The 25,320-nt window shown below is 63.1% G+C and carries 21 protein-coding genes and 2 pseudogenes; 9 read left to right on the top strand and 14 right to left on the bottom strand.

Annotated elements, in window-relative coordinates:
* Positions 1 to 3: 3 nt before the first annotated feature.
* From rlmH to purM, 5 genes are all read right to left on the bottom strand, one after another.
* Entirely contained in the window at positions 4 to 471 is a 468-nt protein-coding gene (rlmH, locus tag ABZN20_RS15955; RefSeq protein WP_367025895.1) for a 23S rRNA (pseudouridine(1915)-N(3))-methyltransferase RlmH, read from the bottom strand.
* 9 nt (positions 472 to 480) lie between these two features.
* Positions 481 to 1,578 (bottom strand): quinolinate synthase NadA, encoded by a 1,098-nt coding sequence (gene nadA / locus ABZN20_RS15950; RefSeq protein ID WP_367025894.1) that lies wholly within the window; start codon positions 1,576 to 1,578, stop codon positions 481 to 483.
* A 75-nt stretch (positions 1,579 to 1,653) separates the two neighbouring features.
* The gene (locus tag ABZN20_RS15945) at positions 1,654 to 2,022 is read right to left on the bottom strand and encodes a cupin domain-containing protein (protein ID WP_367025893.1); all 369 of its coding nucleotides are present in this window, start codon (positions 2,020 to 2,022) and stop codon (positions 1,654 to 1,656) included.
* Positions 2,023 to 2,035: 13 nt separating this feature from the next.
* Positions 2,036 to 2,761, bottom strand: coding sequence for a glycosyltransferase family 2 protein (locus ABZN20_RS15940; RefSeq protein ID WP_367025892.1), 726 nt, complete (start codon positions 2,759 to 2,761; stop codon positions 2,036 to 2,038).
* A 34-nt stretch (positions 2,762 to 2,795) separates the two neighbouring features.
* Positions 2,796 to 3,833, bottom strand: a complete 1,038-nt coding sequence (purM, locus tag ABZN20_RS15935) for a phosphoribosylformylglycinamidine cyclo-ligase (protein ID WP_367025891.1) — start codon at positions 3,831 to 3,833, stop codon at positions 2,796 to 2,798.
* Positions 3,834 to 4,020: 187 nt separating this feature from the next.
* Between purM and ABZN20_RS15930 the strand changes: the two genes are divergently transcribed.
* From ABZN20_RS15930 to ABZN20_RS15920, 3 genes are all read left to right on the top strand, one after another.
* A complete protein-coding gene (locus ABZN20_RS15930) occupies positions 4,021 to 4,581 on the top strand; it encodes a CDP-alcohol phosphatidyltransferase family protein (protein WP_367025890.1) in 561 nt (186 codons plus the stop codon).
* Between the two features lie 200 nt (positions 4,582 to 4,781).
* The gene (locus ABZN20_RS15925) at positions 4,782 to 4,967 is read left to right on the top strand and encodes a hypothetical protein (RefSeq protein WP_367025889.1); all 186 of its coding nucleotides are present in this window, start codon (positions 4,782 to 4,784) and stop codon (positions 4,965 to 4,967) included.
* Positions 4,954 to 5,160 carry a type II toxin-antitoxin system RelE/ParE family toxin gene (locus ABZN20_RS15920; protein WP_367025888.1) on the top strand — a complete coding sequence of 69 codons (207 nt, stop codon included), beginning with the start codon at positions 4,954 to 4,956 and terminating at the stop codon, positions 5,158 to 5,160. Before ABZN20_RS15925 ends, ABZN20_RS15920 begins: the two co-directional genes overlap by 14 nt.
* 691 nt (positions 5,161 to 5,851) lie before the next feature.
* Here ABZN20_RS15920 and ABZN20_RS15915 read toward each other — a convergent pair.
* The 4 genes from ABZN20_RS15915 to ABZN20_RS15900 form a co-directional block, all read right to left on the bottom strand.
* Positions 5,852 to 6,526: an RHS repeat-associated core domain-containing protein gene (locus ABZN20_RS15915; protein WP_367025887.1), complete on the bottom strand. Its 675-nt coding sequence runs from the start codon at positions 6,524 to 6,526 to the stop codon at positions 5,852 to 5,854.
* Between the two features lie 35 nt (positions 6,527 to 6,561).
* The gene (locus ABZN20_RS15910; RefSeq protein ID WP_367025886.1) at positions 6,562 to 6,732 is read right to left on the bottom strand and encodes a hypothetical protein; all 171 of its coding nucleotides are present in this window, start codon (positions 6,730 to 6,732) and stop codon (positions 6,562 to 6,564) included.
* 488 nt (positions 6,733 to 7,220) lie between these two features.
* A complete protein-coding gene (locus ABZN20_RS15905) occupies positions 7,221 to 7,607 on the bottom strand; it encodes a hypothetical protein (protein WP_367025885.1) in 387 nt (128 codons plus the stop codon).
* Positions 7,604 to 10,813, bottom strand: a complete 3,210-nt coding sequence (locus ABZN20_RS15900; protein WP_423246412.1) for an RHS repeat-associated core domain-containing protein — start codon at positions 10,811 to 10,813, stop codon at positions 7,604 to 7,606. The genes ABZN20_RS15905 and ABZN20_RS15900 overlap by 4 nt, the downstream gene beginning before the upstream one ends.
* 74 nt (positions 10,814 to 10,887) lie before the next feature.
* Here ABZN20_RS15900 and ABZN20_RS15895 point away from each other — a divergent pair.
* Both ABZN20_RS15895 and ABZN20_RS15890 read left to right on the top strand, forming a co-directional pair.
* Positions 10,888 to 11,064, top strand: a pseudogene (locus ABZN20_RS15895) (transposase); the annotation flags it as partial.
* Positions 11,034 to 11,651, top strand: coding sequence for an IS5 family transposase (locus ABZN20_RS15890; protein WP_367025883.1), 618 nt, complete (start codon positions 11,034 to 11,036; stop codon positions 11,649 to 11,651). The pseudogene ABZN20_RS15895 and the gene ABZN20_RS15890, both read left to right, overlap by 31 nt.
* A 732-nt stretch (positions 11,652 to 12,383) precedes the next feature.
* Here ABZN20_RS15890 and ABZN20_RS15885 read toward each other — a convergent pair.
* Positions 12,384 to 16,307, bottom strand: a pseudogene (locus ABZN20_RS15885) (PKD domain-containing protein); the annotation flags it as partial.
* Positions 16,308 to 16,628: 321 nt separating this feature from the next.
* On the opposite strand from ABZN20_RS15885, the gene ABZN20_RS15880 reads away from it, so the two are divergent.
* From ABZN20_RS15880 to istB, 3 genes are all read left to right on the top strand, one after another.
* Positions 16,629 to 16,754 (top strand): hypothetical protein, encoded by a 126-nt coding sequence (locus ABZN20_RS15880; protein WP_367025882.1) that lies wholly within the window; start codon positions 16,629 to 16,631, stop codon positions 16,752 to 16,754.
* Positions 16,755 to 16,962: 208 nt separating this feature from the next.
* A complete protein-coding gene (gene istA, locus ABZN20_RS15875; RefSeq protein ID WP_367025277.1) occupies positions 16,963 to 18,501 on the top strand; it encodes an IS21 family transposase in 1,539 nt (512 codons plus the stop codon).
* A gap of 26 nt (positions 18,502 to 18,527) precedes the next feature.
* Complete coding sequence (istB, locus tag ABZN20_RS15870; RefSeq protein ID WP_367025276.1) at positions 18,528 to 19,283, top strand: IS21-like element helper ATPase IstB; 756 nt, start codon at positions 18,528 to 18,530, stop codon at positions 19,281 to 19,283.
* A gap of 370 nt (positions 19,284 to 19,653) precedes the next feature.
* Here the strand turns inward: istB and ABZN20_RS15865 are convergent, their stop codons facing one another.
* Positions 19,654 to 20,847, bottom strand: a complete 1,194-nt coding sequence (locus ABZN20_RS15865; RefSeq protein WP_367025483.1) for an ISAzo13 family transposase — start codon at positions 20,845 to 20,847, stop codon at positions 19,654 to 19,656.
* A gap of 229 nt (positions 20,848 to 21,076) precedes the next feature.
* Between ABZN20_RS15865 and ABZN20_RS15860 the strand changes: the two genes are divergently transcribed.
* Entirely contained in the window at positions 21,077 to 21,691 is a 615-nt protein-coding gene (locus tag ABZN20_RS15860) for a hypothetical protein (protein ID WP_367025881.1), read from the top strand.
* Positions 21,692 to 21,752: 61 nt separating this feature from the next.
* Here the strand turns inward: ABZN20_RS15860 and ftsH are convergent, their stop codons facing one another.
* From ftsH to ABZN20_RS15845, 3 genes are all read right to left on the bottom strand, one after another.
* Positions 21,753 to 23,570, bottom strand: a complete 1,818-nt coding sequence (ftsH, locus tag ABZN20_RS15855; RefSeq protein WP_367025880.1) for an ATP-dependent zinc metalloprotease FtsH — start codon at positions 23,568 to 23,570, stop codon at positions 21,753 to 21,755.
* Between the two features lie 162 nt (positions 23,571 to 23,732).
* Positions 23,733 to 24,818 carry an AI-2E family transporter gene (locus tag ABZN20_RS15850; RefSeq protein ID WP_218808681.1) on the bottom strand — a complete coding sequence of 362 codons (1,086 nt, stop codon included), beginning with the start codon at positions 24,816 to 24,818 and terminating at the stop codon, positions 23,733 to 23,735.
* A 125-nt stretch (positions 24,819 to 24,943) separates the two neighbouring features.
* Positions 24,944 to 25,309 (bottom strand): YbaN family protein, encoded by a 366-nt coding sequence (locus ABZN20_RS15845; RefSeq protein WP_367025879.1) that lies wholly within the window; start codon positions 25,307 to 25,309, stop codon positions 24,944 to 24,946.
* Positions 25,310 to 25,320: the final 11 nt, after the last annotated feature.

Raw genomic sequence — 25,320 nt, 5'->3', positions numbered from 1 at the left:
GGGTCAGCGATGATAGGGATGGTTGTTCAGGAGGCTCCAGGCCCGGTACATCTGTTCGGCCACGATGACCCGCACCAGGGGATGCGGAAAGGTCAACCGGGACAGGCTCCAGCTTTCCGCCGCGCGCTGCCGGCAGGCGTCCGACAGGCCGTCCGGTCCGCCGACCAGGAGGGCGATGTCCCGCCCTTCGCGCAGCCAGCGCGCCAAGGCTTCGGCCAGCTCGCGCGTACTCCAAGCCTTGCCGCCGACGTCCAGCGCGACGACGTGCGCACTGCCGCCCACCGCGGCCAGCATCCGCTGGCCTTCGTCGGCGACGATGCGCTGGGTGTCGCAATTGCGGGTGCGCCGGCCCGGCGCGATCTCGCGCAGCACCAGAGCGCATTCGCGCGGCAGGCGACGGGCATATTCCTCGTACCCCTCGTTGACCCAGGACGGCATGCGCTCGCCCACGCAGACCAAGTTGAGTTGCATCGGGCGGGGTCAGGCCACCTGCAGCATGTTTTCCAGCGCCTCGCGGGCCTCGGCGGCGATGGCGGCGGGCACCTCGATCCGGTTGACCACATGACCTTCGACCAGATTCTCCAGCACCCAGAGCAGATGCTGCGGGTCGGTCCGGAACATGGTCGAGCACATGCATACCGTGGGCGAGAGGAAATGCACCGATTTGCCCTGCGGCTGGACCTCGCGGGCCAAGCGGTTGACCAGGTTGAGCTCCGTGCCCACCAGCCAGCGCGTGTTCGGCTCGGCGGCCCGGACGGTGTTGAGGATGTATTCGGTGGAGCCGATGAACTGCGCCTTCTGGCAGACCTCGAAGCTGCACTCGGGATGCACGATCACCCGGGTGTCGGGGTACTGCTCCAGGAAGCGGTCGATGTGCTCGGGGCGGAACATCTGGTGCACCGAGCAGAAACCGGCCCAGAGGATCATCCGCGCCCGCCGGATCTCGTCCGCCGTCAGGCCGCCCAGGGGCTTGCCGAAATCCCAGGTGACCATCTCCTCCAGCGGGATCCCCATGCGGTAGCCGGTATTGCGGCCCAGGTGCTGGTCGGGGAAGAACAGGATTTTCTCGCGCCGGGCGAAACTCCACTCCAGGATCTTCTGCGCATTGCTGGACGTGCAGACGATGCCGCCGTGGCGCCCGCAGAACGCCTTGAGGTCGGCCGCCGAATTGATGTAGGTGACCGGTGTCACCTCGCTTTCCGGATCGAGCACCGTCGCCAGTTCGCGCCAGCAGCGCTCCACGGCGACCAAGTTCGCCATGTCCGCCATCGAGCAGCCGGCGGCCAGGTCGGGCAGGATGGCGATCTGGTCAGGCCGCGACAGGATATCCGCCACCTCCGCCATGAAATGCACGCCGCAGAAGACGATGTATTCCGCGTCCGACTGCGAGGCCAGGCGGGACAGCTTCAGCGAATCGCCGGTGAAATCGGCATGCCGGAACACCTCGTCGCGCTGGTAATGATGGCCGAGGATCACGCAGCGCTTGCCCAGCGCCGCCCGCGCCGCCCGGATGCGGGTTTCGCACTCGGCATCGTCGAGCATCGCGTAATCGTGTATGGATAAAGCGGTTTCACTCATGGACTTCGTCAGCCGGTCTGGCGGAAGGAATAACCAAGTGGACTAGTATGTTATGACAAAGCGGGCCGGCGCGGTTCATTTCGGCTTCGCCAGCTCGACCAGGATGATCTCCGCCTCGTTTTCGCCGACGTTCTCGATGCTCATCCACTGCCCGGATTCCCAGAAAACCTGCCCCGGTTCGTAGGTGTTGGACTGGCCCCCCTCCTCGACCTGCACCCGTCCCCGCACCACATAGCGCGGCCCCGGCCCTTCATGGGTGTGCAGCGGCGTCTTGTAGCCCACGGGCAGCACCACCCGCGCCACCCGCACGTCGATGCGCGGCCCGCCCGGCTCGAAGTCTTTCTCGAGCAGCTCCTGGCGGGAGAAGGACGGCTCCGCGGCAATGGCCTGGCCGCCCAGGCCGGCGGCAGCCAGCAACAGCAGCAAGCGAATGCGTGATTTCATGCTCTCCTCTGCATCAGGAACCCAGCTCTTCGACCTGAGGCACGCGCGCGCGCCTCTGCAGCCACATCACACCGAACAGGTCGACGATCCCCACCCACAGGCGGTGCCAGGTGCCGTATTTCGAGACCCCGGAGAGGCGCGGCCGGTGATTGACCTCGACCGAGATGACCGGCGCGCCGGCCCGCTGGGTCAGCGCCGGCAAGAAGCGGTGCATGTGGTCGAAATAGGGCAGCTCCAGGAACAAAGCGCGGGAAAACACCTTGAGGCCGCAGCCGGTATCCGGCGTGTTGTCCCGCAGCAAACCGCCGCGCACGGCGTTGGCGATGCGGGAGGAAAACCGGCGCCAGCCGGTGTCCTTGCGCTTCCGCCGATACCCGGCCACCATGCCGCGGCCGGTTTCCCCGCCGAGCTGGTCCAGGGCTTCGAGCAGGCGGGGGATGTCCGCCGGGTCGTTCTGGCCGTCGCCGTCCAGGGTGGCGATCCACGCCCCCCGCGCCGCCAGAATGCCGGTGCGCAGCGCCGTGCTCTGCCCGCAGCAGCGGACATGCCGGAGCACGCGCAGCGCGGGCACCGAGGCTTTCAGCGCGCGCAGCTTCTCTAGCGTCCCGTCGGTGCTGCCGTCGTCGACGTAGACGATTTCGTAATCGCCCAGCGGAGACAGCGCCTGGGTGATTTCGCCGATGAGGGATTCGAGATTGTCTATTTCGTTATGGACGGGAACGACGACCGAAAGGCGCATGGATATACCTTGGAATAGGGACGCTTAAAAGGGCTCAGACGTAATGGACGGCGGGCTCGCCGGGGACGGTTTCGCCCAGGGGAAACGCGCTCTCGCCCTGGCCGCGCAAGGTCTCCAGGGTGCGAGCTTCGTCCTCCGCCGCCACGCAAACGATCATGCCGACGCCGCAGTTGAACGTCCTGAGCATCTCGGAAGTCTCCACCCCGCCCTGCCGCTGCAGCCAGCGGAAAATCTCCGGCATCGCCCAGGCGGCGGTGTCGATCCGGGCCGCGGTTCCGGCGGGCAGCACGCGCGGCAGGTTCTCGGTGATGCCGCCGCCGGTGATGTGGGCCAGGGCGTGGACCTCCACGCATTTCAGGAGTTCGAGCAGCGGCTTGACGTAGATCCGGGTTGGCTCGAGCAGCCAGTCGCCCAAGGCGCGGCCGGCAACCGGCGCATCCAGCCCCAGGCCGGAATGATCGACGATCTTGCGGATGAGCGAATAGCCGTTGGAATGCGGCCCCGAGGACGCCAGGCCGATCAGCCGGTCACCGGGCCTGACCCGGCTGCCGTCGATGATCGCGTCCTTCTCCACCACGCCGACACAGAAGCCGGCCAGATCGTAGTCGCCCCCGGCGTACATGCCCGGCATCTCCGCCGTTTCGCCGCCGACCAGGGCGCAGCCGGCCTGCTCGCAGCCCTGGGCGATGCCGGCGATCACGGAGGCGGCGACGTCCACGTCCAGCTTGCCGGTCGCGTAGTAATCGAGGAAGAACAGCGGCTCGGCGCCCTGCACCACGATGTCGTTGGCGCACATCGCCACCAGGTCGATGCCGACGCCGCCGTGGCGGCCCGACTCGATCGCCAGCCGGAGCTTGGTACCGACCCCATCGGTTCCCGCCACCAGCACGGGCTTGCGGTAGCGATCCACCGGCAGCTCGAACAGCGAACCGAATCCCCCCAACCCCGCCAGCACGCCGGGCCGCACCGTCTTCCGCGCCGCCGGCTTGATGCGCTCCACCAGGGCATTGCCGGCCGCGATGTCGACGCCGGCGCTCTTGTAGTCGAAAGAAGGGGGATTTTCGGTTTTCAAGGAGACTCCTGCATGAAGATCGGACCGTGTGGCCCGCCGGCCGTCACTTGAGTCAAGACGGCGCCTTGTTCGGAATAAGGATGACTGGGTAGTTTATCACCATCCCCCCGCCTCCGTTACCGTCGGCTCCAGGCTTGACGGCCACCCCCCATCCGGAGATTATCGACGTCCCGTAAGGAGTGCGACCATGCGGCCAGAACACATCCCAAACATCATCAGCACCCTCCGGATATTCCTGGTCTACCCGGTCGTCCATCTGATGTTGGCGGAGCGCTACACCGGCGCCCTGGCGCTGTTCGTGGTCGCCGGCCTATCCGATGCGATCGACGGCTTCCTCGCCAAGCACTACGGCTGGCAATCCCGGCTCGGCTCCTACCTGGACCCGCTGGCGGACAAACTGCTCCTGGTCTGCTGCTTCGTCGCCGGCGCCTGGCTCGGCCTCCTCCCCGTCTGGATGGCCGCCGCCGTACTCCTCCGCGATGCCGTTATCGTCACCGGCGCCATCGCTTACTACCTGCTAGCACACCCGTTCGACGGCCAGCCCATCCTCGCCAGCAAGCTGAACACCCTGCTGCAACTGGCGTTCATCGTCGCCATCCTCTTCAACCGCGGCGTCTCCGAACTGCCCCCGTTCCTGCTCGACGCCCTCCTCGCCGCCACCCTCGCCACCACGATCGCCAGCGGAGCGATCTACGTCTACGTCTGGGGGCGGAACTACCGGCTGGAGACGGCGCAGGGGCGAAGGTGAGGTTTTCCGGATGTGCAAGGCGGGTGCTTCGAGCGGCGCCTCGGGCCGGGAACAACCGTCGAGATTCCAGCCAGAAAGGGGAGAAACCGGGTCAGACACCATCAGCCCCCTTTCCTTGCATGGCGCAGGAGCGGATCGCGGTGGCGCCCCGACAATTCTGGATACCGTGATTCAAGCAAGCGTCGTGAGGAGTGATCATCATGCAAACCGTTAAGCAGATCGTCCACGATATCGCCGACCGCCTGCCGGAGCAGGCGACCTTCAACGATACCATGTATGCCCTCTATGTGCGCCAGAAACTGGAGCGCTCGCTCCAGGCGGCGGAAGCAGGCAAGGTGACTTCGCAGGAGGAGATGGAAAAGCGATTCCTGAATGATGCGCGTTGAATGGTCGGATTTTGCGCGCAACGATCTCGATGATCTGTTGCGCTACATCGGCCGCGACTCGGCGCTTTATGCCCGGCGCTCCGGCCAAAAGGTGGTACTTGCCACCCGGCGGCTGAGGGAGCTTCCGGAAAGCGGGCGGATGATTCCGGAGGCCGAGGACAAATCACGGCGCGAGATCATCGTGCAAGGCTAGCGCGTGATGTATCACCTTGAAACTGACCGTGTGCTCATCCTTGCCGTCATGCACGGCAGCCGTGACCTGACGGGGCAGGAGAAGAAGCCGTGGGAGAATGATTGAGACAGCCCCGCAGAGCGGGGTCTGGTGTTTCAATAAGCTTCTTCCGATTCCGCAACCTTGATCTCATCAAGACGACGCTGAATTCAAGATAGGCCGGAACGTTGCCTTTGTCGGCTTAGGCGAACAGTGCGGCGAGTATGTCGGAACGTGGGGCCTCGTCCCGGTTAATCGGCGGCATAAATTCGTCCGATTACGCTACGCTAATCGGGCGCGTGCTATTCAGTATTATCGGTACTCGACGTGTACGGTTTTCCAGAACTGACGTTGCGTAGGCATTTCTCTTCCGCCAACATAATTTACATTCAACTGGTTATTGCCATTCCAGGAAATACTGATTCGAGGTTGCCCCTTACTCGTAAAAATCCAATCCTCATAGCTTTCCGAATCAAATTTTTCACCGGATTCCCGAAGACTTATAACTCGCACAAAGGGGGTAGTTGCTCCGCAATTCCTTTCGAAGACCGTTGCGACAAATTGCCCATCCGGTGACGGGTACTCGCCCACCACCTCATTGCCGCAAAGGCTGCCACCACAACCCTCTAATGCAAGTAAAAAACTACCGAGAAGTACTTTTACACAACACAGATCACTTCTCCATGCACTCACAGAAGTTGATTCCCCGCCTAATTTGTAGTTGGTCATACCAATCATCCCCATAGGGCGGCGCCCCCCAGGGACTACCGAGATTCGTCCGAGCGGGGTCAGCCTTCTGGTTAGCCCAGCCGGCGCCACGTTGTAAAACGTCTGATGGGAACCCAAACGCATTACCGGTTGCTCCGAAATTAAAATTTCCAAAGTCCTCATACAGCGATCCTTGCTGCTTATAGTCCCATGGACCTTTATTCCTTACCTGGTCATAAAACCAGAATGGATTGAAATGGCTTCGCGCATCAAACATGTTGGAATTGATGTTAACGCCGGGTGGCGCCGGCGGTATTCGCCCGCACTTCGTCTGCGTCATCTGCGAGGTGTAGTACCCACTCGGCTCAAGCGGACCTATGAAATTGTCAGGGTATTCCCTCAACCCAAAGGGATCCACAAGGTTGGTTGGGTTATTCCGGACATAGGCATAAACATTCGCATCCCCGCCCCCAAACAAAATCGGGTCTTTCGCCGTCCATCGTCCGGTTTCCGGATCATAGTCCCTCGCGCCGAACCTCACCAGCCCGGTATCGCGGTCGTAGAGGCCGCCGGCATGGCCGAAGGGCTGGAAGCCGGGGTTGCTGTCGTAGGTGACGTTGCACCAGGCGTCGTAGTCCATGCGCTGCAGGACCGTGCCGTCGGCGGTGTTGACGATCAGCGGGGACTGCCGAGGTGGTCGGAGAGGATACGGTAGGTCTGGGCGCCTTTGACGAGATAGGCGGGGACGTTGCCTTTGTCGGCGTAGACGAACAGGGTGATGACTTTGCCTTGGCCATCGAGTTCGGCGATGAGGCGCAAGGCGTACTGGTAGAGGAAGCCTTGCACGAGCTGTCCGTTCAGTTTTTTGCCGATCCTGCGGTTGCGGCCGTCCCGCGAGGTCGTAGGCGCGACCAGCGGTGTCGGTGACGCTGCCCACGGTTTCGGTCTTTTGGTTATTGATCCGATTGAAGGGGTGGAATAGCAAACCCTGATAAAACAAAGTGGAGCGCGTTATTTCCAAAGTGGATACAGTAATGGCTGGAGCACGATTCATGCGTACGATTACGCTGCGCTAATCGTACCTACGCGGGCTACGCTGGCTAGCGGGGCAGGAGAAGAAGCCGTGGGAGAATGATTGAAAAAGCCCCGCAGAGCGGGGTCTGATGTTTCAATAATCTTCTTCTGATTCCGGAACCTTGACCTCATCAAGACGATGCTGAATTCAAGATAGGCCGGGACCTTGCCTTTATCGGCGTAGGCGAACAGGGCGACGAGTATGTCGGGAAATGGGACCTCGCCCTGTTAATCGGTGGCAAGAATTCGTCCTACGCGGGCTACAGTTTTTTCACCATAGCCACTCCCCACGGAAACAGCAAAACAATCACCCATAACGCCACAGATAAATCAAAATACTGACGCGACACGATCTCCAAGTCAAAAACATTATAAGGAAAAATAGTAAACCCGCACAATAGTGCCGCAACAATTCCAAACACTAATGACAAAAAAACAGACAATCGAGTTAACGGCCAGCCGCATATGAATAGAATAAAGCAAGCAATCAAGGCGATAGTTGCCAAGGACCTGAAGCCGAATAACCACTGCAACAGATCTACTCTTCCAGCCCCAGAAAATTCGCTCAAGGGAATCAACACCGGAAGGATTTTTTGAACCAACAGGAAGGAAAGCAAAAATGCCGCAATTGAAAGTGCGCCCTTCATTGATCACACACACATCGGCGAATTGTTGGTGATTGCCCCGACCGAAAACCCCAATCATTATGAACGACTGATTGTGTGACAGCGCTAGCGGAAATTGTTCCAGGACTTCCACCATCAAGGGGCGCAAATAGTCCGACGTGACCATCATATGCAACCACGTCACCTTCTTTTGGCAGGTAAACACCTGGCATCACATAGTATCCATCGATTGCTACATGGGGATCAGCCCACTCAGAAGCACTGGGAATCCTTCCGTTTATTCGTCCCGGAGGATTTCCTCCAGCCGTAAGCATGTCGTTTACAAAAAAATTGCATTTATTGGATGCGCGCCCACCAATTAAATTATTCAGCCTACCCTGCGCATTAGGGTTTGGAGAGTTAAACCCGTAAGAAGTATCGCCAATGTGCCAAGTTGACACTAGCCATGCACCAATACCATCTAATCCAGGAGGATCAATGAAGTTTATGGGGTCATTTGAAACATAGCGATAAACATTCGCATCCCCGCCCCCAAACAAAATCGGGTCTTTCGCCGTCCATCGTCCGGTTTCCGGATCGTAGTCCCTCGCGCCGAACCTCACCAGCCCGGTGTCCCGGTCGTAGAGGCCGCCGGCATAGCCGAAGGGCTGGAAGCCGGGGTTGCTGTCATAGGTGACGTTGCCCCAGGCGTCGTAGTCCATGCGCTGCAGGACCGTGCCGTCGGCGGTGTTGACGACCAGGCGGGGACTGCCGAGGTGGTCGGAGAGGATGCGGTAGGTCTGGCCGCCTTTGACGAGATAGGCCGGGACGTTGGCTTTGTCGGCGTAGACGAATAGGGCGGCGATCCGGCCTTGGCTGTCGAGTTCGGCGAGGGGGCGCAGGGCGTCCTGGTAGAGGAAGCCTTGCACGAGCTGGCCGTTCAGTTTTTTGCCGATCCGGCGGTTGCGGCCGTCGACGAGGTAGTCGATGGCGGTGCCGCCCGGCAGGTCGACATGGCGAAGGTTGCCGAACGCATCGTAGCTGTAACGGGTCGCCGAGCCGCCGACGGTGCTGGTCTTGAGTTCGCCGCCGGGGGTGTAGTCGTAGACCCTCGCCGCTGCCCCGGTGCCGCTGGGGTCGAAGGTTTTGAGGCGGTCCTGGGTGTCGTAGCCGGCGACCGTCGCGCCGTTGACGGTGGTGCGGTTGCCGTTGGCATCATACCCATAGCTGGCCTGGACCTGGCCGTCGACCCGGACTTCGACCAGCCGGCCGGCGAGGTCGTAACGGTAGCCGCTATGGGTGGTGACGCCCTGGATCGTTTCGGTCTTGTCGGTGATACGGCCGAGAACGTCGCGGCCGTAAGCGACGGCGAAGAGGGGGCTGCCGTTGGCCCGGGCGTCGTAGCTCTGGACTTCGCCGAAGCCGTTGTAGCCCAGGCTGTCATCGACACGGCCGAGCGTGGTGCCGGTGAGAAGGCCATTCCGGGCATCGCGGTTGAGGGTGATGTCGCCGGCGCGGGTCAGCAGGCCGTCGTCGTCGTAGCCAAAGGCGATGGCGCTGCCGTTGACGCTCAGCCGTACGACGCGGAAATCGTTGTCGTAGGCGCGGGTCAAGCTGCCGGCGATGGGACCGGTGAGCGTCTCCTGGGTGAGTAGCGCTCCGTCGTAGCCGTAGCTCAGGCCGATGCCGCCCGGTGCGCTCAGGGTTTTGAGCCGCCCGGCGACGTCGTAGGCGTAGGTGGTGTCGCCGTGCGAAGCGGTGAGGGTGACAAGGCGCCCTGCGTTGTCGTAGGCGAAATCCAGGGTTTCGCCGCCGGGCCGGACGATCCGGGTGAGCTGTCTGTCGCGGTTGTACCGGTAATGGGTGGCGGGATCGGCGGTGTCTACCATGGGCGGGGTGTAGCTTTCGGCGCGGTCGACGGCGGTGTAGTCGAACAGATGGGCGGGCTGGCCGGGCGGAATCAACCCGCTGAGATTGCCGTTGGCATCGTACGAAAATTGCACGCTGCCGCCGTCCGGGCCGGTCTGCCGGATGATGCGCCCGGCCGCATCGTAGTCGTAGCGGACGCTGCGCCCCAAGGCATCGGTGACGGCGGCCGGATAGCCCTGCGCCGGTCCGCTGGCGTGGTAGTCGTAATGCAGCGTGCGGGTATCGCCGCCCTCCTGGCCCCGGCGCACGTCCTGCAGGCGTCCACGGCTGTCGTAGGCGTACTGCACCGGTTCCAGGCCGGCGACCTGGGACGAGACCGGCCTGCCCTTGGCGTCCAGCGTGGCGACGGCGCTGCGGCCGGCCGGCGAGGTGGCCGTGACGCTGCGGGCGGCGGCGTCGAACACGCTCCGCGCGCTCTTGCCGTTGACGGTAACGGTTTCGGCGAGGGTTTTCAGGCTCAAGGGGTCGGAAAGCGCCGAGAGTGTGACGGTGCGGCTTTGGGTGACCGTCGCCGTGAGCCCGGCCGGTGTCTTGGTCACGCGTTTGGACACCACCGGCGCCTGCATGCCGAAGCGCGGATCGGGTCCTTTCAGAACGGTGGTCAGCATGCCGTCCGCACTGCTGTAGCGGTTCTCGCCCGCCGTCGTGAACCACCGTTCTTCCACGCCGCCGTCGGGATAGGTGTTGACCAAATGACGGTCGCCGTTGGCGCGGACCTCGACCTGGAAATCGGTGGTCCGGCCTTCGGCGGAGGTCATGCGGGTGGTGAAGCCCAAAGCCTGTTCGGTCCGGCCCAGCGTCCAGCCGCCACCCGCAGCGTCGGCATCGCGGACCAGCCGTCCCAGGCCGTCGTATTCGAAGGCGTTGGCCTGCCCCTTGGGATCGGTGAAGCCGAGCATCAACCCGTCGGCGCTGTAGGTCATTCGATAGGTTTCGCCGGCCGGATTGGCGACGGCGGCGAGATGACCGTTGGCGTCGACGGACAGCGCGGTGCGCTGGCCGTCCGGGGCGACGATGGCGGTGGGGAGGCCGGCGCCGTCGCGCTCGATCCGGGTCAGGTTGCCGTCGACGTCCTCGATGGCGCTGAGCCGGCCTTCGCCGTCGTAGCTGAAGCTGTGGAGCTTGGCGCCGGTGCGGGTATCGCGGGTGTACAGATGCCGGCCGTCGGCGTCGAAGGCATAGAGTTCGCTGCCGTCTTCGGAAACGATGCTGATTTCCGTGCCGGAATAATAGGGAAAGCGGGAACGGATACAGCGGATTCGGTGGTTATTGCGGTCGGCGATGTAGACGCTGCCGTCGGGAGCCACGGCCACTCCCACAGGCGTATTAGAACCTGTCTTGAAAAACAAAACGTAGTAAAGTCAATGGTCCCTGGACCTGACGAGCGAAGCCATTGAGTTATCCGAGTGATTTGAAAGAGCACGAATGGGCGCGGATAGAGCGCTACTTTCAGCCCAATGATCGGCGAGGCAGCGGGTGTAAGCATTCGCGAAAACGCATCGTCGATGCCATTCTGTACTTGGTGAAAACGGGTGCCCAGTGGCGGCAGTTGCCCAACGACTTTCCTCCGTGGAAAACGGTGTACGACCATTTCAGCCGCTGGAACAAAAACGGCGTTTGGGAACGCGCGCTGGACGACTTGAATCGGCAACGGCGAAAAAAAACGGCAGAGCGCCCTGTCCCCGCTACGGCATCATTGATTCGCAAAGCGTCAAAACCCAGTACGACAGCGAAGAGCGTGGCATCGACGGCGGCAAAAAAGTGAAAGGCCGCAAACGCCATATCGTGGTCGATGTCTTGGGCAATCTGTTGCACGTCCAGGTTCATGCCGCCAACCTTCACGATACGGTGGGGGCTTGCGAGGTGCTGCGTCGAGCCGCGGAAAAGCATCCCGGTCTACAGGCCTTTTCCGGCGACGCCGGGTATCGCGGCACCGCCGTTCGGTTTGTCGACGAGACCTTGGGGTTGACGCTGCATATTTCCGAGAAGATCAAAGATGGCTTCGCAGTCCTGCCCAAGCGCTGGGTGGTCGAGCGCACCTTCGCTTGGCTCGGGTCGTTCCGCCGACTCGCCAAGGATGTCGAAATCCTCACCGCCACTGCCGAAAACATGATTCGCATCGCCATGCTCAAGCTGACTCTTGCTAAATGTGCTTAAACTTTTACCAGACAGGTTCTTAAAGCTGGCGGCTCGGGCCGGGCCACCGTCACCGCCGAACCCGGCACTGCCGTTGCCGGCCAGGGTGCGAAGAACGCCGTTTGCATTTACATGGAACAAGCGGTGGGCGTAGACGTCGGTGATGTAAAACCCACCTCTGAAATCGCTGGTGATGTCCTCGGGACCCGAAAGCCGCGCTGACGTCGCGGCGACACCGTCCGGGACTTGGTTTCCGCCTCCCGCTATCGTCCGGATGACGCCGGCGGCATCGACGCGTCTCACCCGATAGGCCAGGGTGTCGCCAATCAGCACTTCGCCGCTCGGTTCCACCGCCACACCGAACGGATTGGACAGCCCTGCGGAAACGGCGGAACCGCCGTCTCCAGAGAACTGGCGACGGCCACCGGCGAAGCGGCTGAGGGTTCCGTCGGGAGCTAGACGCTCGATCGATTCCCTACTGTTGTTCGTGACGTAAACATTCCCGTCCGACCCCGATGCGACGTGAACTGCGTCCAGACCCCGAGCAGCGGTGCGGATCGTTCCATCGGCCTCGACGAGCTTGACGGAGCTACTATTTCGAATCGCCGCGAAAATCCGTCCATCGGACTCAACATGGATCCCATAGGGTCCGCCCAGGTTAGCTGAAGTCGCCGGGACGCCGTCTGACGTGCTGTTGCCCCCGCCCGCAACGGTCCTGATAGTTCCGTCGGGCCAGATACGGCGAATGCGTCCATTTCCCGAATCGGCGACATACAAGCTGCCGTCGGCACCGACAGACACGTCCCACGGAGTGTTCAGCCGTGCGTTCGCTGCCGGCCCGCCATCGCCGCTGAATCCAGCCGTCCCATCACCCGCCACGGTCTCGATGACTTCGTCTCCTCCGCCAACTCCGCCACTGCCGCCATGGAACACCGCACCGACCGGATCGTACGCATGATGAACTGCCAGACTCCAGCCACCCAGACCCGCCGCCTTCGGTTCGAACACCCCTAAGCGCTTGTTCCAGGTTTTCCAATGGGTGTAGACGGCATTCTGCCGGTCCATCACCGAAGTCAAGACACCAGCGCCGGGGTTGTCTGAAGTTTCCCCGAACGCTCTGGCAGTGCGGTTGGCCGCTTCGTAGTACACCGGGCTGTAGACGTACCCGACCCGGACGGTCGCCGTCTGGCTGCCTTCGACATGCCGCCCGTAAGCGTCGAGGCCGTTCCAGGTATAGCTGTGGCTTTGGTTGGGGGCGGGCGGGAAGGCCTGGGTATAACGCTGTCCCGCGACCTCGACCGCCAGTTCGATGCGCTTGAGGCTCGCCGGAACCGTGGTCCCGCTCAAGGGGATGTTGAGCGTGGTGCTGGTCTTCCGCCCCGCTGTCCGGTCGCTGCGGTAATGCAAGGTATAAGGCGTGCCGGCGATGGGCAGTTCCTCACCGAGCACCTGGGATTGGCTGCCGATCAGGCAACCGCTGCGGACGTCGCCTTCGCATGACTGAGGTTGTCGCTCATCCCCGGTGGTGGGATCGCCGCCGTTGGGTGTGATGGCATCCGGCGGGAAGCCCCAAGGCCAGTTGAAATCGTGCGGCGAAAAGTGTTTGAGGGGCACGCGCCACAGGCTCTTCCCCGCGGAATAAAGCCCGGCGAGCGACGCCCTTTCGGCATCGCTGACACCGAGCGTTGCAAGCCTGGCGGCATCGTCGGCCTGGCCATCGCCGTCGCCATCGATCTGCGCGAGGCCATCGGCAATGGCGAGGATCTCGATCACCCGGCCATTGTCGGACGGTATCCAGGCGCTCTTGTCGCGGTCGTACCAGCCGGCGGGGACGATCTCGCCCACCGGGAAATCGAGGAAGTTGTCGACATAGACCGGTACGGGCCGGTCGAAGACCACCTGTCTGGCGTTCTGCGCCAGGGCTTCATCCACCGACAATTCGACGGCGTAGGTGTAGCCGGAGGCCGGCGGCAGGGGACCGGGCATGCGTTTCGGCCCGTTGGCGCCGACGGTGTATTCGGTGGCGCGGACATTGAGCGTGGAAAGCGCCTGCCGGCTGCCATCGGGCAGGGTCATGCTGGCCTGGAGGCCGGGCGGGAACAGAACGGTGGCCTGGCGGCTGCCGTCGGCGTCGCTGCTGAGACTGCCCTGGGCGGCCTGATAGCCGGCCGCCGCTCCGCTCAGATCGATGGCGGTGACCTGGGAATCGAGCGGAACCAGGACCACGTCTTCGGCGGTGGCGAAATCCTGCCAGGGCGCGCTGACCTGCCGCTGAGCGGGCAGGAAGCCAGTCTTGGCGTATTCGACGACCAGTACGCCGCCGCCGTTGACGGCAAGGTCGAACTGGCCGTCGGCCCGGCTCAGGGTCTGGCCGAATTCGGGATGGCCCTTGACGGTCAGCGTGACCCCGCTCAAGGGCGCATCGCCCGGGTCCAGCACCTTGCCGCGGATGACGGCGGCGCGCCGGGCTTCGATGGTGCCCGCCGCAACGCCGGTCTGCACCGGATGGCTGCCGGAATAGAGGAAGCGAGTGGAATCGGCGACGGTGGTGGCGACACTCGGGTCGACCGGCGGGGCGATCCGGACCGGATCAGGCGGCAGGCCGCCGTCGCCTGCCGACACCACGATCTCGAAACTTTGAGCAACAGTGGCGCCGTGCGGGTCGGTGACGACGACGGTGACGGCATAGCGGCCTGCGCTGACGGGTGTCCAGCGGATGGCGCCGCCGGCTCCGTCGATACTCATCCCGACGGGAGCCGCAGCGAGGCTGTAGGCCAGGGGATCGCCGTCGGGATCGCTGGCGACTACGAAATATTCGTAAATCTCCCCCAGGGCGGCCACGACCACCGGGGCCGAGCTGATGGCCGGCGCCCGATTCGGCGGCGAAACGGCCTGGATCAGGACGGTGTCGGGGACACTGTCCAGGCTGCCGTCGCCGACGATGAGTTGGGCGAGGTAACCGCCGGGAAGATCGGCCCGGAAATGACAGAGAGGGGCGGCGGGATCGTCCAGCATCGCGCGGCTCCCATCGGGCACGCTCAGCAGCGACCAGCGATAGCTCAGGACGTCGAGATCGGGGTCGTGGGAGGCGCTTCCGTCGAGGCTGACGGCGCTGCCGGTGACGACGCTTTGGTCGGGACCGGCGGCGGCGACGGGGCGGCTGTTGACCGTGCTGACGCTGACGGTGTCCGGCGGGCTGTCGCCCTGGCCGTCGTTGACGATGAGCTGGGCGACGTAGGTGCCGGGAAGGTCGATGCCGAAGCCGCTGAGGGCGGCATCGACCGGATCGAGCACGGCGCCGCTGCCGCCGGGCCGGCTGAGCAGGGACCAGCGGTAGCTCAAGGCATCGCCGTCAGGATCGCTGGAAGCCGAACCGTCCAGGCTCACCCGGCTGCCGACGGCCGCGCTCTGGTCCGCGCCGGCGCGGGCCACGGGCAAGCTGTTGCGGGTGGTGATGGCGACGGTGTCCGGCTCGCTGTCGGCCTGGCCGTCATTGACGATGAGCTGGGCAGCGTAGGTCCCGGGGCGGTCGACGATGAAGCCCGATTTCATTCCCGCGACCGCCGAGAGCACCGCGTTGCTGTCCGCGGGGCGAGTCACGAGGGCCCAGCGGTAGCTCAAGGGATCGCCGTCCACGTCGCTGGAGGCGCCGCCGTCGAGGTCCACGGCCTCGCCCACCAGCGCCGTCCGGTCGGGACCGGCCTGGGCGACGGGCGGGGAGTTGGTGGTGGTGAGGCTGACAGTGTCCGGATCGCTGTCGAGCTCGCCGTCGGACACGACCAATTGCGCCGCATAGCGGCCGGGACGGTCCAGGCTGATCGATGGGGTGGCGGACAGCGGGTCCGACAGCGCCGCCTGACTTCCTTCCGGCGATGCAAGGAGGGTCCAGCGGTAACCCAGGGGATCGCCGTCGGCGTCGCTGGAACCGCGCCCGTCCAACTGCGCCAGGCTGCCGAGCGTGCCGGTCTGATCCGGGCCGGCATCCGCTACCGGCGCGCTGTTGAGCGTGCTGACGGTGATACTGTCCGCTGCACTGTCCGAATGGCCATCGTTGACGACGAGTTGGATCACATAGTTGCCGGGCCGGTCCACCAGAAAGTCGGGATCGGGCACGGCGGCATCGCTCAAGGCCGTCTGGCTGCCGGGGGGTAGCGAGACGAACGTCCATCGGTAGCTCAGGACATCGCCGTCGGCGTCGCTGGAACCGCTGCCGTTCAACTGCACCCGGCCGCCGACCTTCACGCTTTGATCGGCGCCGGCCCGAGCGACGGGCGCGTGGTTCTGACTGAAGCGCCAGCGCAGCTTTTTGAGAGAGGAATGTCCGCCGGAACGCGTTTCGAGCGTGAAGGTGTCGAGGCTCACGGCGCGTTCGCGGTCAGGGACGTCGCCGAAGTCCAGGTCGCCGTCGATGACCGTAAAGTCGTCATCGTGCCCGGCTAAAACCGCGGTCAGGTGAAATGCGTCCTCCCCGCTGCGGTTCCGGACCACGGCCCGGTAGGTCTGACGGAAACGATGTCTGTCCACCCGGACTTTCTTGCCGACTTCGGCGTAAGACTCGATCACGAATGGGGTGTCGTGGGGCGAGTGGTGCTCCTCTTCACGCCCCCAGGCCCAACCGAACAGCAAACAACTCAGCCCGAAGACCGCCAGCGCCAAACGACCGATCCGTCCGACCATACCCCTACCTCACTTTAGCCAAAGCGTTGCGGAAACCAAAGTCATGAACACACAAGCAACTAACCTTAGTGGAGTTTTATGATTTGTGAAGGGTGGGATTTCGGTGAGTGAAAATACTTTCGCGAGGGAGTAGGCTTGGCGCAGCAACCGATCGATCGGCACGTCGTGAAGCCGGCATCCACTCCGAATGCGAAGCCGCGCTGAGGCGATAATGGAGTTCACGGCCAACAAAAGCCTTCAGGACTCCCTCGACGATCGGATGTTGCGTTCGGCCTACGATGCCCACGAACGATACCCCCTGGACCGCGAAGGAGGTAGAACGTGAAGCCGTCACCCCCCGCCAATTCAAGAACCCGCCTGAGCGCCACGGTCGACCGCCAGGCCCAGCGGCTGCGCCGGGCCGAGCGCGAGCGCCGCGGGGTACTTGCGTATTCCGGCCCAACGTGACCGCCGATTCCGTTTGATCGTGACCGCCCATGCCGGGTGAACGTGACCGGCGATTCCGTTTGATCGTGACCGATTTTGGCCTTCCGGCCGGAATCGGTGGTCACGATGCCGGAAATCGCGGTCACGTTCCCGGAATCACCTCAGCCGCGCTGGAATTTCTCAACCCCAACAGGCATAGAGCCGCCCTTTTACTTTCGAAGGGGGCGACATGCCGGCAAAGAGGAGTTCCATGCGACACATCACCGAGATTCTGCGCCTCAAGCACGAGGCGAAGCTCAGCCACGAGAAGATCGCCCGGGCGCTGGGCGTCTCCAAGGGCGTGGTCAGCAAGTACGTGAGCCTCGCCCAGGCGAAGGGCGTTGCTTGGCCGCTGCCCGGGGCGATGGACGAGGCGGCCCTGGAGCGGTTGCTGTTCCCCGCCCCCACGGCCCCGGCGCGCTTCGTGGAGCCGGACCTGCCGCGCCTTCACCACGAGCTCAAGCGCAAGGGGGTGACCCTGCAGCTGCTGTGGGCCGAGTACGTGGCGACCCACGGCGAGGCCGCTTACCGTTACAGCCAGTTCTGCCACCGTTACCGGCTCTGGCAGGGCCAGCAGCGGCGCAGCATGCGCCAGGTTCACCACGCCGGCGAGAAGCTCTTTCTCGACTACTGCGGCCCCACCGTTCCGGTGATCGACCCCGCCACCGGCGAGCTGCGCCAGGCGCAGGTGTTCGTCGCCGTGCTCGGCGCCTCCAGCTACACCTACGCCGAGGCCACCTGGACCCAGGCGCTGCCGGACTGGATCGCCTCCCATCAGCGCGCCCTGCGCTACTTCGGCGGCACCCCCGCGCTGTGGGTGCCGGACAACCTGCGCGCGGCGGTGAGCCAGCCCTGCCGCTACGCCCCCGAGCCCAACGCCACCTACGCCGAGCTGGCCCGCCACTACGGCGCCGCCATCCTGCCGGCGCGCCCTTACCAGCCGAAGGACAAGGCCAAGGTGGAGGTGGCCGTGCAAGTCGTGGAACGGTGGATTCTGGCCCGGCTGCGCCATCGCACCTTCCACTCCCTGGCGGCCCTCAACCAGGCCATACACGAGCTGCTGGAGTCACTCAACGGCCGCCCCTTCCAGCGCCAGCCCGACAGCCGCCGCGACCTGTTCGAGTCCCTCGACCGGCCGGCCCTCAAACCCCTGCCGCTGGTGCCTTACGAGTACGCCGAGTGGAAACAGGTCAAGCCCGGCATCGACTACCACGTCGAGTTCGGCGGTCGCCTCTACAGCGTGCCCCATGCGCTGGTCGGCCAGGTGCTGGAGCTGCGCGCCACCGCCACCAGCATCGAGGTGCTGCACCGGGGACACCGCGTCGCCGCGCACCCGCGCCAGGGCGCCGGCCGCTTCTCCACCCTCCCCGAGCACATGCCCAAGTCCCACCGCGAGCACCGCCAGTGGTCACCGGGGCGCTTCATGAACTGGGCCAAAGACATCGGCGTAGCGACGCTGCACGTGGTCGAACACCAGCTCAACAACCGGCCCCATCCCGAGCACGGCTACCGCGCCTGCCTGGGCCTGCTCAATCTCGCTCGGCGCTACAGCCGAGCGCGGCTGGAGGCGGCCTGTGCGCGGGCCTTGGCCATCCAATCACCGTCCTATCGCTCCGTCAGCTCCATCCTCGACAAGGGGCTCGACCGCCAGCCGCATGAGGCCCATGACGAGACCGCCGCGGCGCTGCCGGCCCACGGCAACGTGCGCGGTCCCGACTACTACAACTGAAACCCGTTACAACAGGAGACAAAACCATGCTCACCCAGCAAACCCTGGACAAGCTCCACACCCTGCGCCTCACCGGCATGCGCGAGGCCTTCGAACAACAGCTCGAACAGCCCGCCACCCACGATCTCTCCTTCGACGAGCGCTTCGCGCTGCTCGTCGACCGGGAGCTGCTCTACCGCGACAACCGCCGCCTCAGCCGTTTGCTCAAGGACGCCAAGCTGCGCCTTGCCGCCTGCATCGAGGATATCGACTATCGCCACCCCCGCGGCCTGCATCGTCCCCCAATGGCCGCGCTCGCCGAAGGCTCTTGGCTGCGCGCCCATCACAATCTCTGCCTCACCGGCCCCACCGGCACCGGCAAGACCTATCTCGCCTGCGCCCTCGGCAATCAGGCCTGCCGCCAGGGACTAGCCGTCCGTTACCTGCGCCTGCCTCGGCTGCTCGAACAGCTCGCCGTCGCCCGCGGCGACGGCTCCTATTCCCGGCTCATGAACCAGCTCGCCCGCACCGACCTGCTCATCCTCGACGACTGGGGCATCCAGCCGCTCACCGCCTCTCAGCGCAACGACCTCATGGAGTTGATCGAAGACCGCCACGGCCTGCGCTCCACCCTCATCGCCAGCCAGCTGCCGGTCGAGCACTGGCACGACTACCTCGGCGAGCCCACCCTCGCCGATGCCATCCTCGACCGCCTCCTGCACAACGCCCACCGGCTACCCCTGACCGGCGAGTCGATGCGCAAAACCACCGCCGGCTTGACCCAACGTGACCGGTCCAAGTAAAAAACCAACCTCCAGCGCGGCATGAGATCCCCGGCGGTCACGATCACCGGAATCAACGGTCACGTTCGCCGGAATGCGCAGGGCGAGCTTCGCTCGACCAAAACCGCTCGCGGTGTTTTTGTCCCGGAGGGCTCGCCCCCAACGATGAGGCGAACAAATCGGCTTTTCAGCCACTGTGCGCCCATCCATTGACGGTTTTCTGGGCAGACTGAGGCCCAAACTTCGGACGCGTTGAGGATCTGCCAGTGACGACTTCGCTATGGATTACGATCGTGAGCATCGCCGCCTTGGACAGCATCAACCCCACGGCGACCACCGTTCATCTTTACTTGCTTAGGCATTGGAACAAAATAAATCTGCCATATGAATGCTACGGCAGGATCGTATAATTCCATTCGCCATGGAAGGCATGGCGCTGTATTTTGAGGCCGTCCATTTCCGCGTCGGTGACCTTGATCCCTTTGGGATATTCGCTATCGTCCAGTTCGCAATAGACCCGCAAGCCTTTGCGATTGGTCGTCGAGGCAATCAAATTCACCACGACCTCGTGACTGATGAGCGGACGACCGCGCCAATTCATCGTGATAAAGGAAAATAGGCGATGCTCAATCTGGTTCCATTTGCTGGTTCCCGGCGGGAAGTGACACACCGTGATGGCCAGTCCTAACTCGGTGGCTAATGCCTGAAGCTCCCGCTTCCATAAGCGCACACGCGAGCCATTGCTCCCACCGCCATCGGCCGTAATCAACAAGTGCCGTGCCTTCGGATAACACGGTGCGCCCATGGAGTGCCACCAGCGGCGAATACTTTCCACCGCGAATTGCGCGGTGTCGTGATCCGTCCCGACATTGACCCAGCCGATATTCAACGTCGGATCGTAAATGCCATACGGTGCCACCTTCCCCAGTTCGGGGTCTTGAAAATCATACACCCGAACGGCTTCCGGCTGCCCTTCGGGGCGCCATTCCAGGCCCTGTTGCTTGAAATTCCCGACCAGTTCCTTCTTCTTGGTGTCCACCGAGATGACCGGATCGCCCCGCCCTTGGAACTGCTTCACCTGGGTGTAGATATGCTCGAACTGGGCATTGCGATCCGGATGCGAACCGCCCTCCAAGGTTTTTCGATTACCTTGCAGGCTATAGCCCAGCGCGCGGAGCAGTTCGCCCACCATCCGATGGCTGGTTCGGTGCCCCATCTCAGTGAGGGCTTCGGCCAATTGCCGCGTGCTCTTACACGTCCAACGCAACGGGGATTCCGGATCCCCGCGCGTCACCGGATCAATCAATCGCTCCAAATCGGCCTTCAGGGTGGAGTCCTGGTCAACCGTCCGTTTCCGGCCTGCCCCCTTCCGGCGAATACGGCCCTGAGGCAAGGCATTCTGTTGTTCCAACTCTTGGCAGCCTTGACGAATCGCCTCTCGACATAAACCGGTTTCCCGTGACACGGCCGAGATTCCGCCTCGGCCAATCGCCAGCGCCTCCGCCCCGGCAACCAAGCGCCGCAGACGCTCGTCCAGGTACCGATCGAGTTTCTCAAAGCGCTTCTTGATTGCGGCATGTTCCATACCGCAACTTTAAAACAAACCCCTCAGTATTTGGAAGAGTTATTTTGTTCCAATGCCTTAGCACAGCGCAGCCCCTCGCCCGCGCGACCGCTTTTTGGTGATCGGCGATGAAATCATCGAGACGCCCATGTCCTGGCGCTGTCGCTATTTCGAGGGTTTCCCCTATCGCGCCTTGTTCAAGGAGTACTTCCGACACGGCGCGAAATAGACGGCAGCGCCGAAGCCGCAATTGCTCGATGCCCTTTACGAGTCCGACTACGAGGTGCCCAAACCCGGTGAGCCGATCCGCTATCAGATCAACGACTTCGAGCCGGTGTTCGACGCCGCCGATTTCCTGCGTTGCGGCCGGGATATCTTTTATCAGCTCAGCAACGTGACCAATCGCTTCGGGGTCGATTGGCTGAAGCGACATCTGGGGGACCGTTTCCGCTTCCATGAAATCGAAAGCCTCTGCCCCGACCCCATGCACATCGACTCGACCTTCATGTTTCTGGCGCCGGGCAAGATGCTGGTCAACCCGGAATGGATCGATGTGGAGCGGCTGCCGAAGATATTGAAGTCATGGGATATCATCATCGCCCCGGCCCCCGACCCATACGCGGAATCGGAAATGATGGCCAAGTTCTTCTCGATGTGCAGCAAATGGATCAGCCTGAACGTGTTGATGCTGGACGAGAGGCGGGTCATCGTGGAAAAGACCCAGACCTCGTTGATCAAAGTGCTTGAGGAGCACGGCCTTGAGCCCATTCCCTGCGCCTTCGCGAGCTACCTACCCTTCGGGGGGGCTTTCCATTGCGCCACCCTGGACATACGCCGGCGCGGCGAGCTGCGTTCGTATTTCTAGCCCGGACAATTCGGATGTCGGAACCCGAAAAGACGGTCCCGACGCGCTGAAGCCCCGATCCTCAGGCCAGGGGGGATAATCTGAATGCAACCAGGTCGTCCTCGACCAGCGTTTCCTTTTCGAGCAGCAGCTTGGCGCCCCGTTCGAGACTATCCCGCCTTTGCTCCAGGGTCGAAGTCGCGGCATCGAAGGCCCGGGTCACGATCTCCCGCACCGCGCAGTCGATCTCCCGTGCGGTTTCCTCGCTGAATTCCCGCCGCATTTCCGGGGCCATGGGAACACCGAGGAAGGCCGGACGTTCTGCCTCATAGGCGACGTGTCCCAGCTTCTCGTACATACCGTAGCGCATCACCATGCTGCGGGCGATGTCGGTGACCTTGGCGAGATCGTCGGCGGCGCCGGTGGACAGATGTCCGAACACGATCCGTTCCGCGGCCCGCCCGCCCAACAATACCGCCATCTTGTTTTCCAGCTCTTCCCGGGTCATGAGGAAACGGTCCTCGGTGGGCCGCTGGATGGTATAGCCCAGGGCGCCGATCCCGCGCGGGATGATGGAAATCTTGTGGACGGGATCCACGCCGGGCAGGGACAGGGCGACCAAGGCATGTCCCATCTCGTGGTAGGCGACGATCTTGCGCTCCAAGGGGTTCAACAAACGGTTCTTCTTCTCCAGGCCGGCCACGATCCGCTCCACTGCCCGGGTGAAATCATCCAGGGCCACGGCGTTCGCCGCCCGTCGCGTGGCCAGCACGGCGGCCTCATTCACCAGATTGGCGAGGTCCGCCCCGGAAAAGCCCGGCGTCAGGGCGGCGATCTTTTCCGGATCCACATCCTCGGCGAGCCGCACCTTTTTCAAGTGCACATGCAGGATCTGCACCCGGCCGGTCTTGTCGGGTCTATCCACCAAAACCTGGCGGTCGAAACGGCCCGCGCGCAACAGGGCGGGGTCGAGAATCTCGGGACGGTTGGTGGCGGCGAGCAGGATCAGGCCCGCACTGGGGTCGAATCCGTCCATCTCCGAAAGCAGTTGATTGAGGGTCTGTTCCCGCTCATCATGCCCGCCCATCCCCGGAAAAGCGCCGCGCGCCCGGCCGAGCGCGTCCAACTCGTCGATGAAAATGATGGCGGGTGCCTGTTGCCGGGCCTGCTCGAATAGATCCCGCACCCGGGCGGCGCCGACGCCGACGAACATCTCGACGAATTCCGAGCCGTTGATGGAAAAGAAGGGAACCCCCGCCTCCCCCGCGACGGCACGCGCCAAGAGGGTCTTGCCCGTGCCGGGCGGCCCCACCAGCAACACGCCCTTGGGTACATGGGCGCCCAGGCGGCCGTAGTCCTTGGGCTGTTTCAGGAACAAAACGACCTCCCGCAACTCCTCCTTGGCCTCGTCCACTCCCGCCACGTCGTTGAAGCTCACCTTCGTGTCGGTCTCCATATAGACCTTGGCTTTGCTCTTGCCGATGGAGAGGAAGCCTCCAGCTCCGCCCATGCGCTCGGCGAACCGGCGCATCACGAACATCCAGATGGAAAAAAACACCAGCGCGGGAATGATCCAGGAAAGCAGATCGCGCAGCCAGGTGCTTTCCACCACCGCGCCGTACTTCACATCGTATTGCTCCAATTCCCTTGCGAGATCGGGCTCGACCTGAACCGCGACGAACTGTTTCTGACCGGCGGGCCTGGGCTGTTTGAAAGTGCCCCGGACGGTGTTGCTGAAAATCTGAACCTCCTCGATCTCGCCGTTTTTCAGCGCCTGCTGGAACTCGCTGTAGGTGATGTGCTCCACCTCTTGCCTGGCGACCCAAAGCTCGTGCAGATACATGACCGCCATCAAGGCGAGCATGAAATACCAGAGATTGAACTGTGTTTGCTTGTTCATGAACGAATCCAGTGAATTTCGAGCCGCCTTCCGGCGGCCCTCGTGATCGTCAGGGGACAACGATAAATGATTTATCTCCTCGCCAGGCCCAAACGCGATTTGGGCCGGGTTGCTATTTTCCACCGCTTGGACGGCTGAAAATGGCGGGGCCCCATGGATTTTCTAGAGATGCCCGTGTGTCGATGCGCCGTTTCCACCCTCTCCACGAAGTTCCGTCCTCTGCAACTGCAGCCACTCCCGCCACACCGCCAGCGCCATCGCCAGGATCACCGGCCCCAGGACCAGGCCGATGAAGCCGAAGCTGGCGAGTCCCCCCAGCACTCCGAACATCACCAGCACGAATGGTATATGCGTGGCGCTGCTGATCACCAGGGGACGGATGATGTTGTCGATCCAACTGATCACCAGCGTACCCCAAAGGGCCAGGGAGATGCCTGCCCAGGTTTCGCCCTGTAATAAGAGCCAGATGCTGACGGAGCCCCACGCGAATGGCGTCCCGAACGGGATCATTGCGACGAAGGTGGTCACGATCCCGAGCACGATCGGCGCCTTCACGCCGACCACCCAGTAGCCCAGCCCGGCCAGGAAACCCTGCGCCAGTGCGGTCAGGACGATGCCGTAGAGGACGGCCTTGACCGTCGCTTCGATCGTCGCGAAATACCCTTTCAGCCGTTCCCCGAGCACTCGGGTAAAAACCTGCCGGACCTCCTTAGCCAATTGCAAGCCGTCCCGGAACAGGAAAAACAGCGTGAACAGCGTCATGATCAACACGGTGGCATTCTGCACGAGGGTGGTCATGATTCCGAGTACCGGCGATCCGAGGCGCCGCACCCACTCGGGCGCATGCTGTTTCAGCAGGCCGTGCAGGTCTTCGAACTGGTCGACCACGGCCTGGAGTTCGTTTCCGAAATAAGGGATATGCGAGACGAAATGGGGCAGCCTGGGCTTTTGTTCCAGCCAGTCCGGGAGGGAGCGGATCAGTTCCGATACCTCGCCTTGCAGCAATACGGCCAGCCAGATCAAGGGCGCCAATACCACGGACCCCAGGAGCGCCGTCGTCACCAGGGCCGAAAGGGTTTCCCGACCCTTGAACCGCCGCCGGCTCCATGCATGGAGCGGCCAGGCGACGTAGGACACGAAGACCGCCCAGCCGATCGAAACCAGGAACGGCCGCACGACCGCATAGGTCAGGCCGGCCAGAACGGCGAGCATCAAGGCGATCGTGATCAGGCGGAGGCTTCGGTTCACGCTTCGGACGGCTCACTCATGCCGGATGTCGTGGTCGGTGGATGTGTGACGGCATGGCTCAATCCCAAGAGCAGCATACATCGCCGGCGACGGCGCAGTCGGCGCCAGGTTTGCGGATGCCGCCTTCACCCGGCAAACGCCGGTTTCAGCTTCGCTGCGCTTCGGGTCGGTTCCCCAGCCCTGGGAACCGGGTCCTCTACCACCGGAAGCTGGAGGATAAATCCGAAGCTGAACAAGGAGACGGCAAGCGCGAACGGAACGGAGGCCGGGGGAATGGGCACGAATGCGAAAGTCAGTATGAACACCGCCGCCATGAAAATCAGCGTGTTCCGTTTGGTGGAACGGTGCATCGCCCGGAGGATGTACCAGTCGTGCAGGACAGTACCGAAAAGCTTCGATCGCACCAGATAGTCGTTGAATGCTGGCGACGAACGCAGGGCGAAGTAACTGCTGAGAATGACGAACGGCATCGTTGGCACCAGCGGGCTCAACGCTCCGGTAG

It is taken from the genome of Methylococcus sp. ANG, from assembly GCF_040730495.1.
Classification (GTDB): Bacteria; Pseudomonadota; Gammaproteobacteria; order Methylococcales; family Methylococcaceae; genus Methylococcus.
The sequence above is the reverse complement of the archived record's forward strand: the minus strand, read 5'-3'. Positions and strand labels throughout refer to the sequence as shown.

Excerpts from the sequence above, each read along its gene's own strand:
- rlmH (WP_367025895.1), bottom strand. The coding sequence starts at position 471 with ATGCAACTCAACTTGGTCTGCGTGGGCGAGCGCATGCCGTCCTGGGTC.
- nadA (WP_367025894.1), bottom strand. The coding sequence starts at position 1,578 with ATGAGTGAAACCGCTTTATCCATACACGATTACGCGATGCTCGACGAT.
- ABZN20_RS15945 (WP_367025893.1), bottom strand. The coding sequence starts at position 2,022 with ATGAAATCACGCATTCGCTTGCTGCTGTTGCTGGCTGCCGCCGGCCTG.
- ABZN20_RS15940 (WP_367025892.1), bottom strand. The coding sequence starts at position 2,761 with ATGCGCCTTTCGGTCGTCGTTCCCGTCCATAACGAAATAGACAATCTC.
- ABZN20_RS15930 (WP_367025890.1), top strand. The coding sequence starts at position 4,021 with ATGCGGCCAGAACACATCCCAAACATCATCAGCACCCTCCGGATATTC.
- ABZN20_RS15925 (WP_367025889.1), top strand. The coding sequence starts at position 4,782 with ATGCAAACCGTTAAGCAGATCGTCCACGATATCGCCGACCGCCTGCCG.
- ABZN20_RS15920 (WP_367025888.1), top strand. The coding sequence starts at position 4,954 with ATGATGCGCGTTGAATGGTCGGATTTTGCGCGCAACGATCTCGATGAT.
- ABZN20_RS15915 (WP_367025887.1), bottom strand. The coding sequence starts at position 6,526 with ATGGACTACGACGCCTGGTGCAACGTCACCTACGACAGCAACCCCGGC.
- ABZN20_RS15905 (WP_367025885.1), bottom strand. The coding sequence starts at position 7,607 with ATGAAGGGCGCACTTTCAATTGCGGCATTTTTGCTTTCCTTCCTGTTG.
- istA (WP_367025277.1), top strand. The coding sequence starts at position 16,963 with ATGCCGGCAAAGAGGAGTTCCATGCGACACATCACCGAGATTCTGCGC.
- istB (WP_367025276.1), top strand. The coding sequence starts at position 18,528 with ATGCTCACCCAGCAAACCCTGGACAAGCTCCACACCCTGCGCCTCACC.
- ABZN20_RS15865 (WP_367025483.1), bottom strand. The coding sequence starts at position 20,847 with ATGGAACATGCCGCAATCAAGAAGCGCTTTGAGAAACTCGATCGGTAC.
- ftsH (WP_367025880.1), bottom strand. The coding sequence starts at position 23,570 with ATGAACAAGCAAACACAGTTCAATCTCTGGTATTTCATGCTCGCCTTG.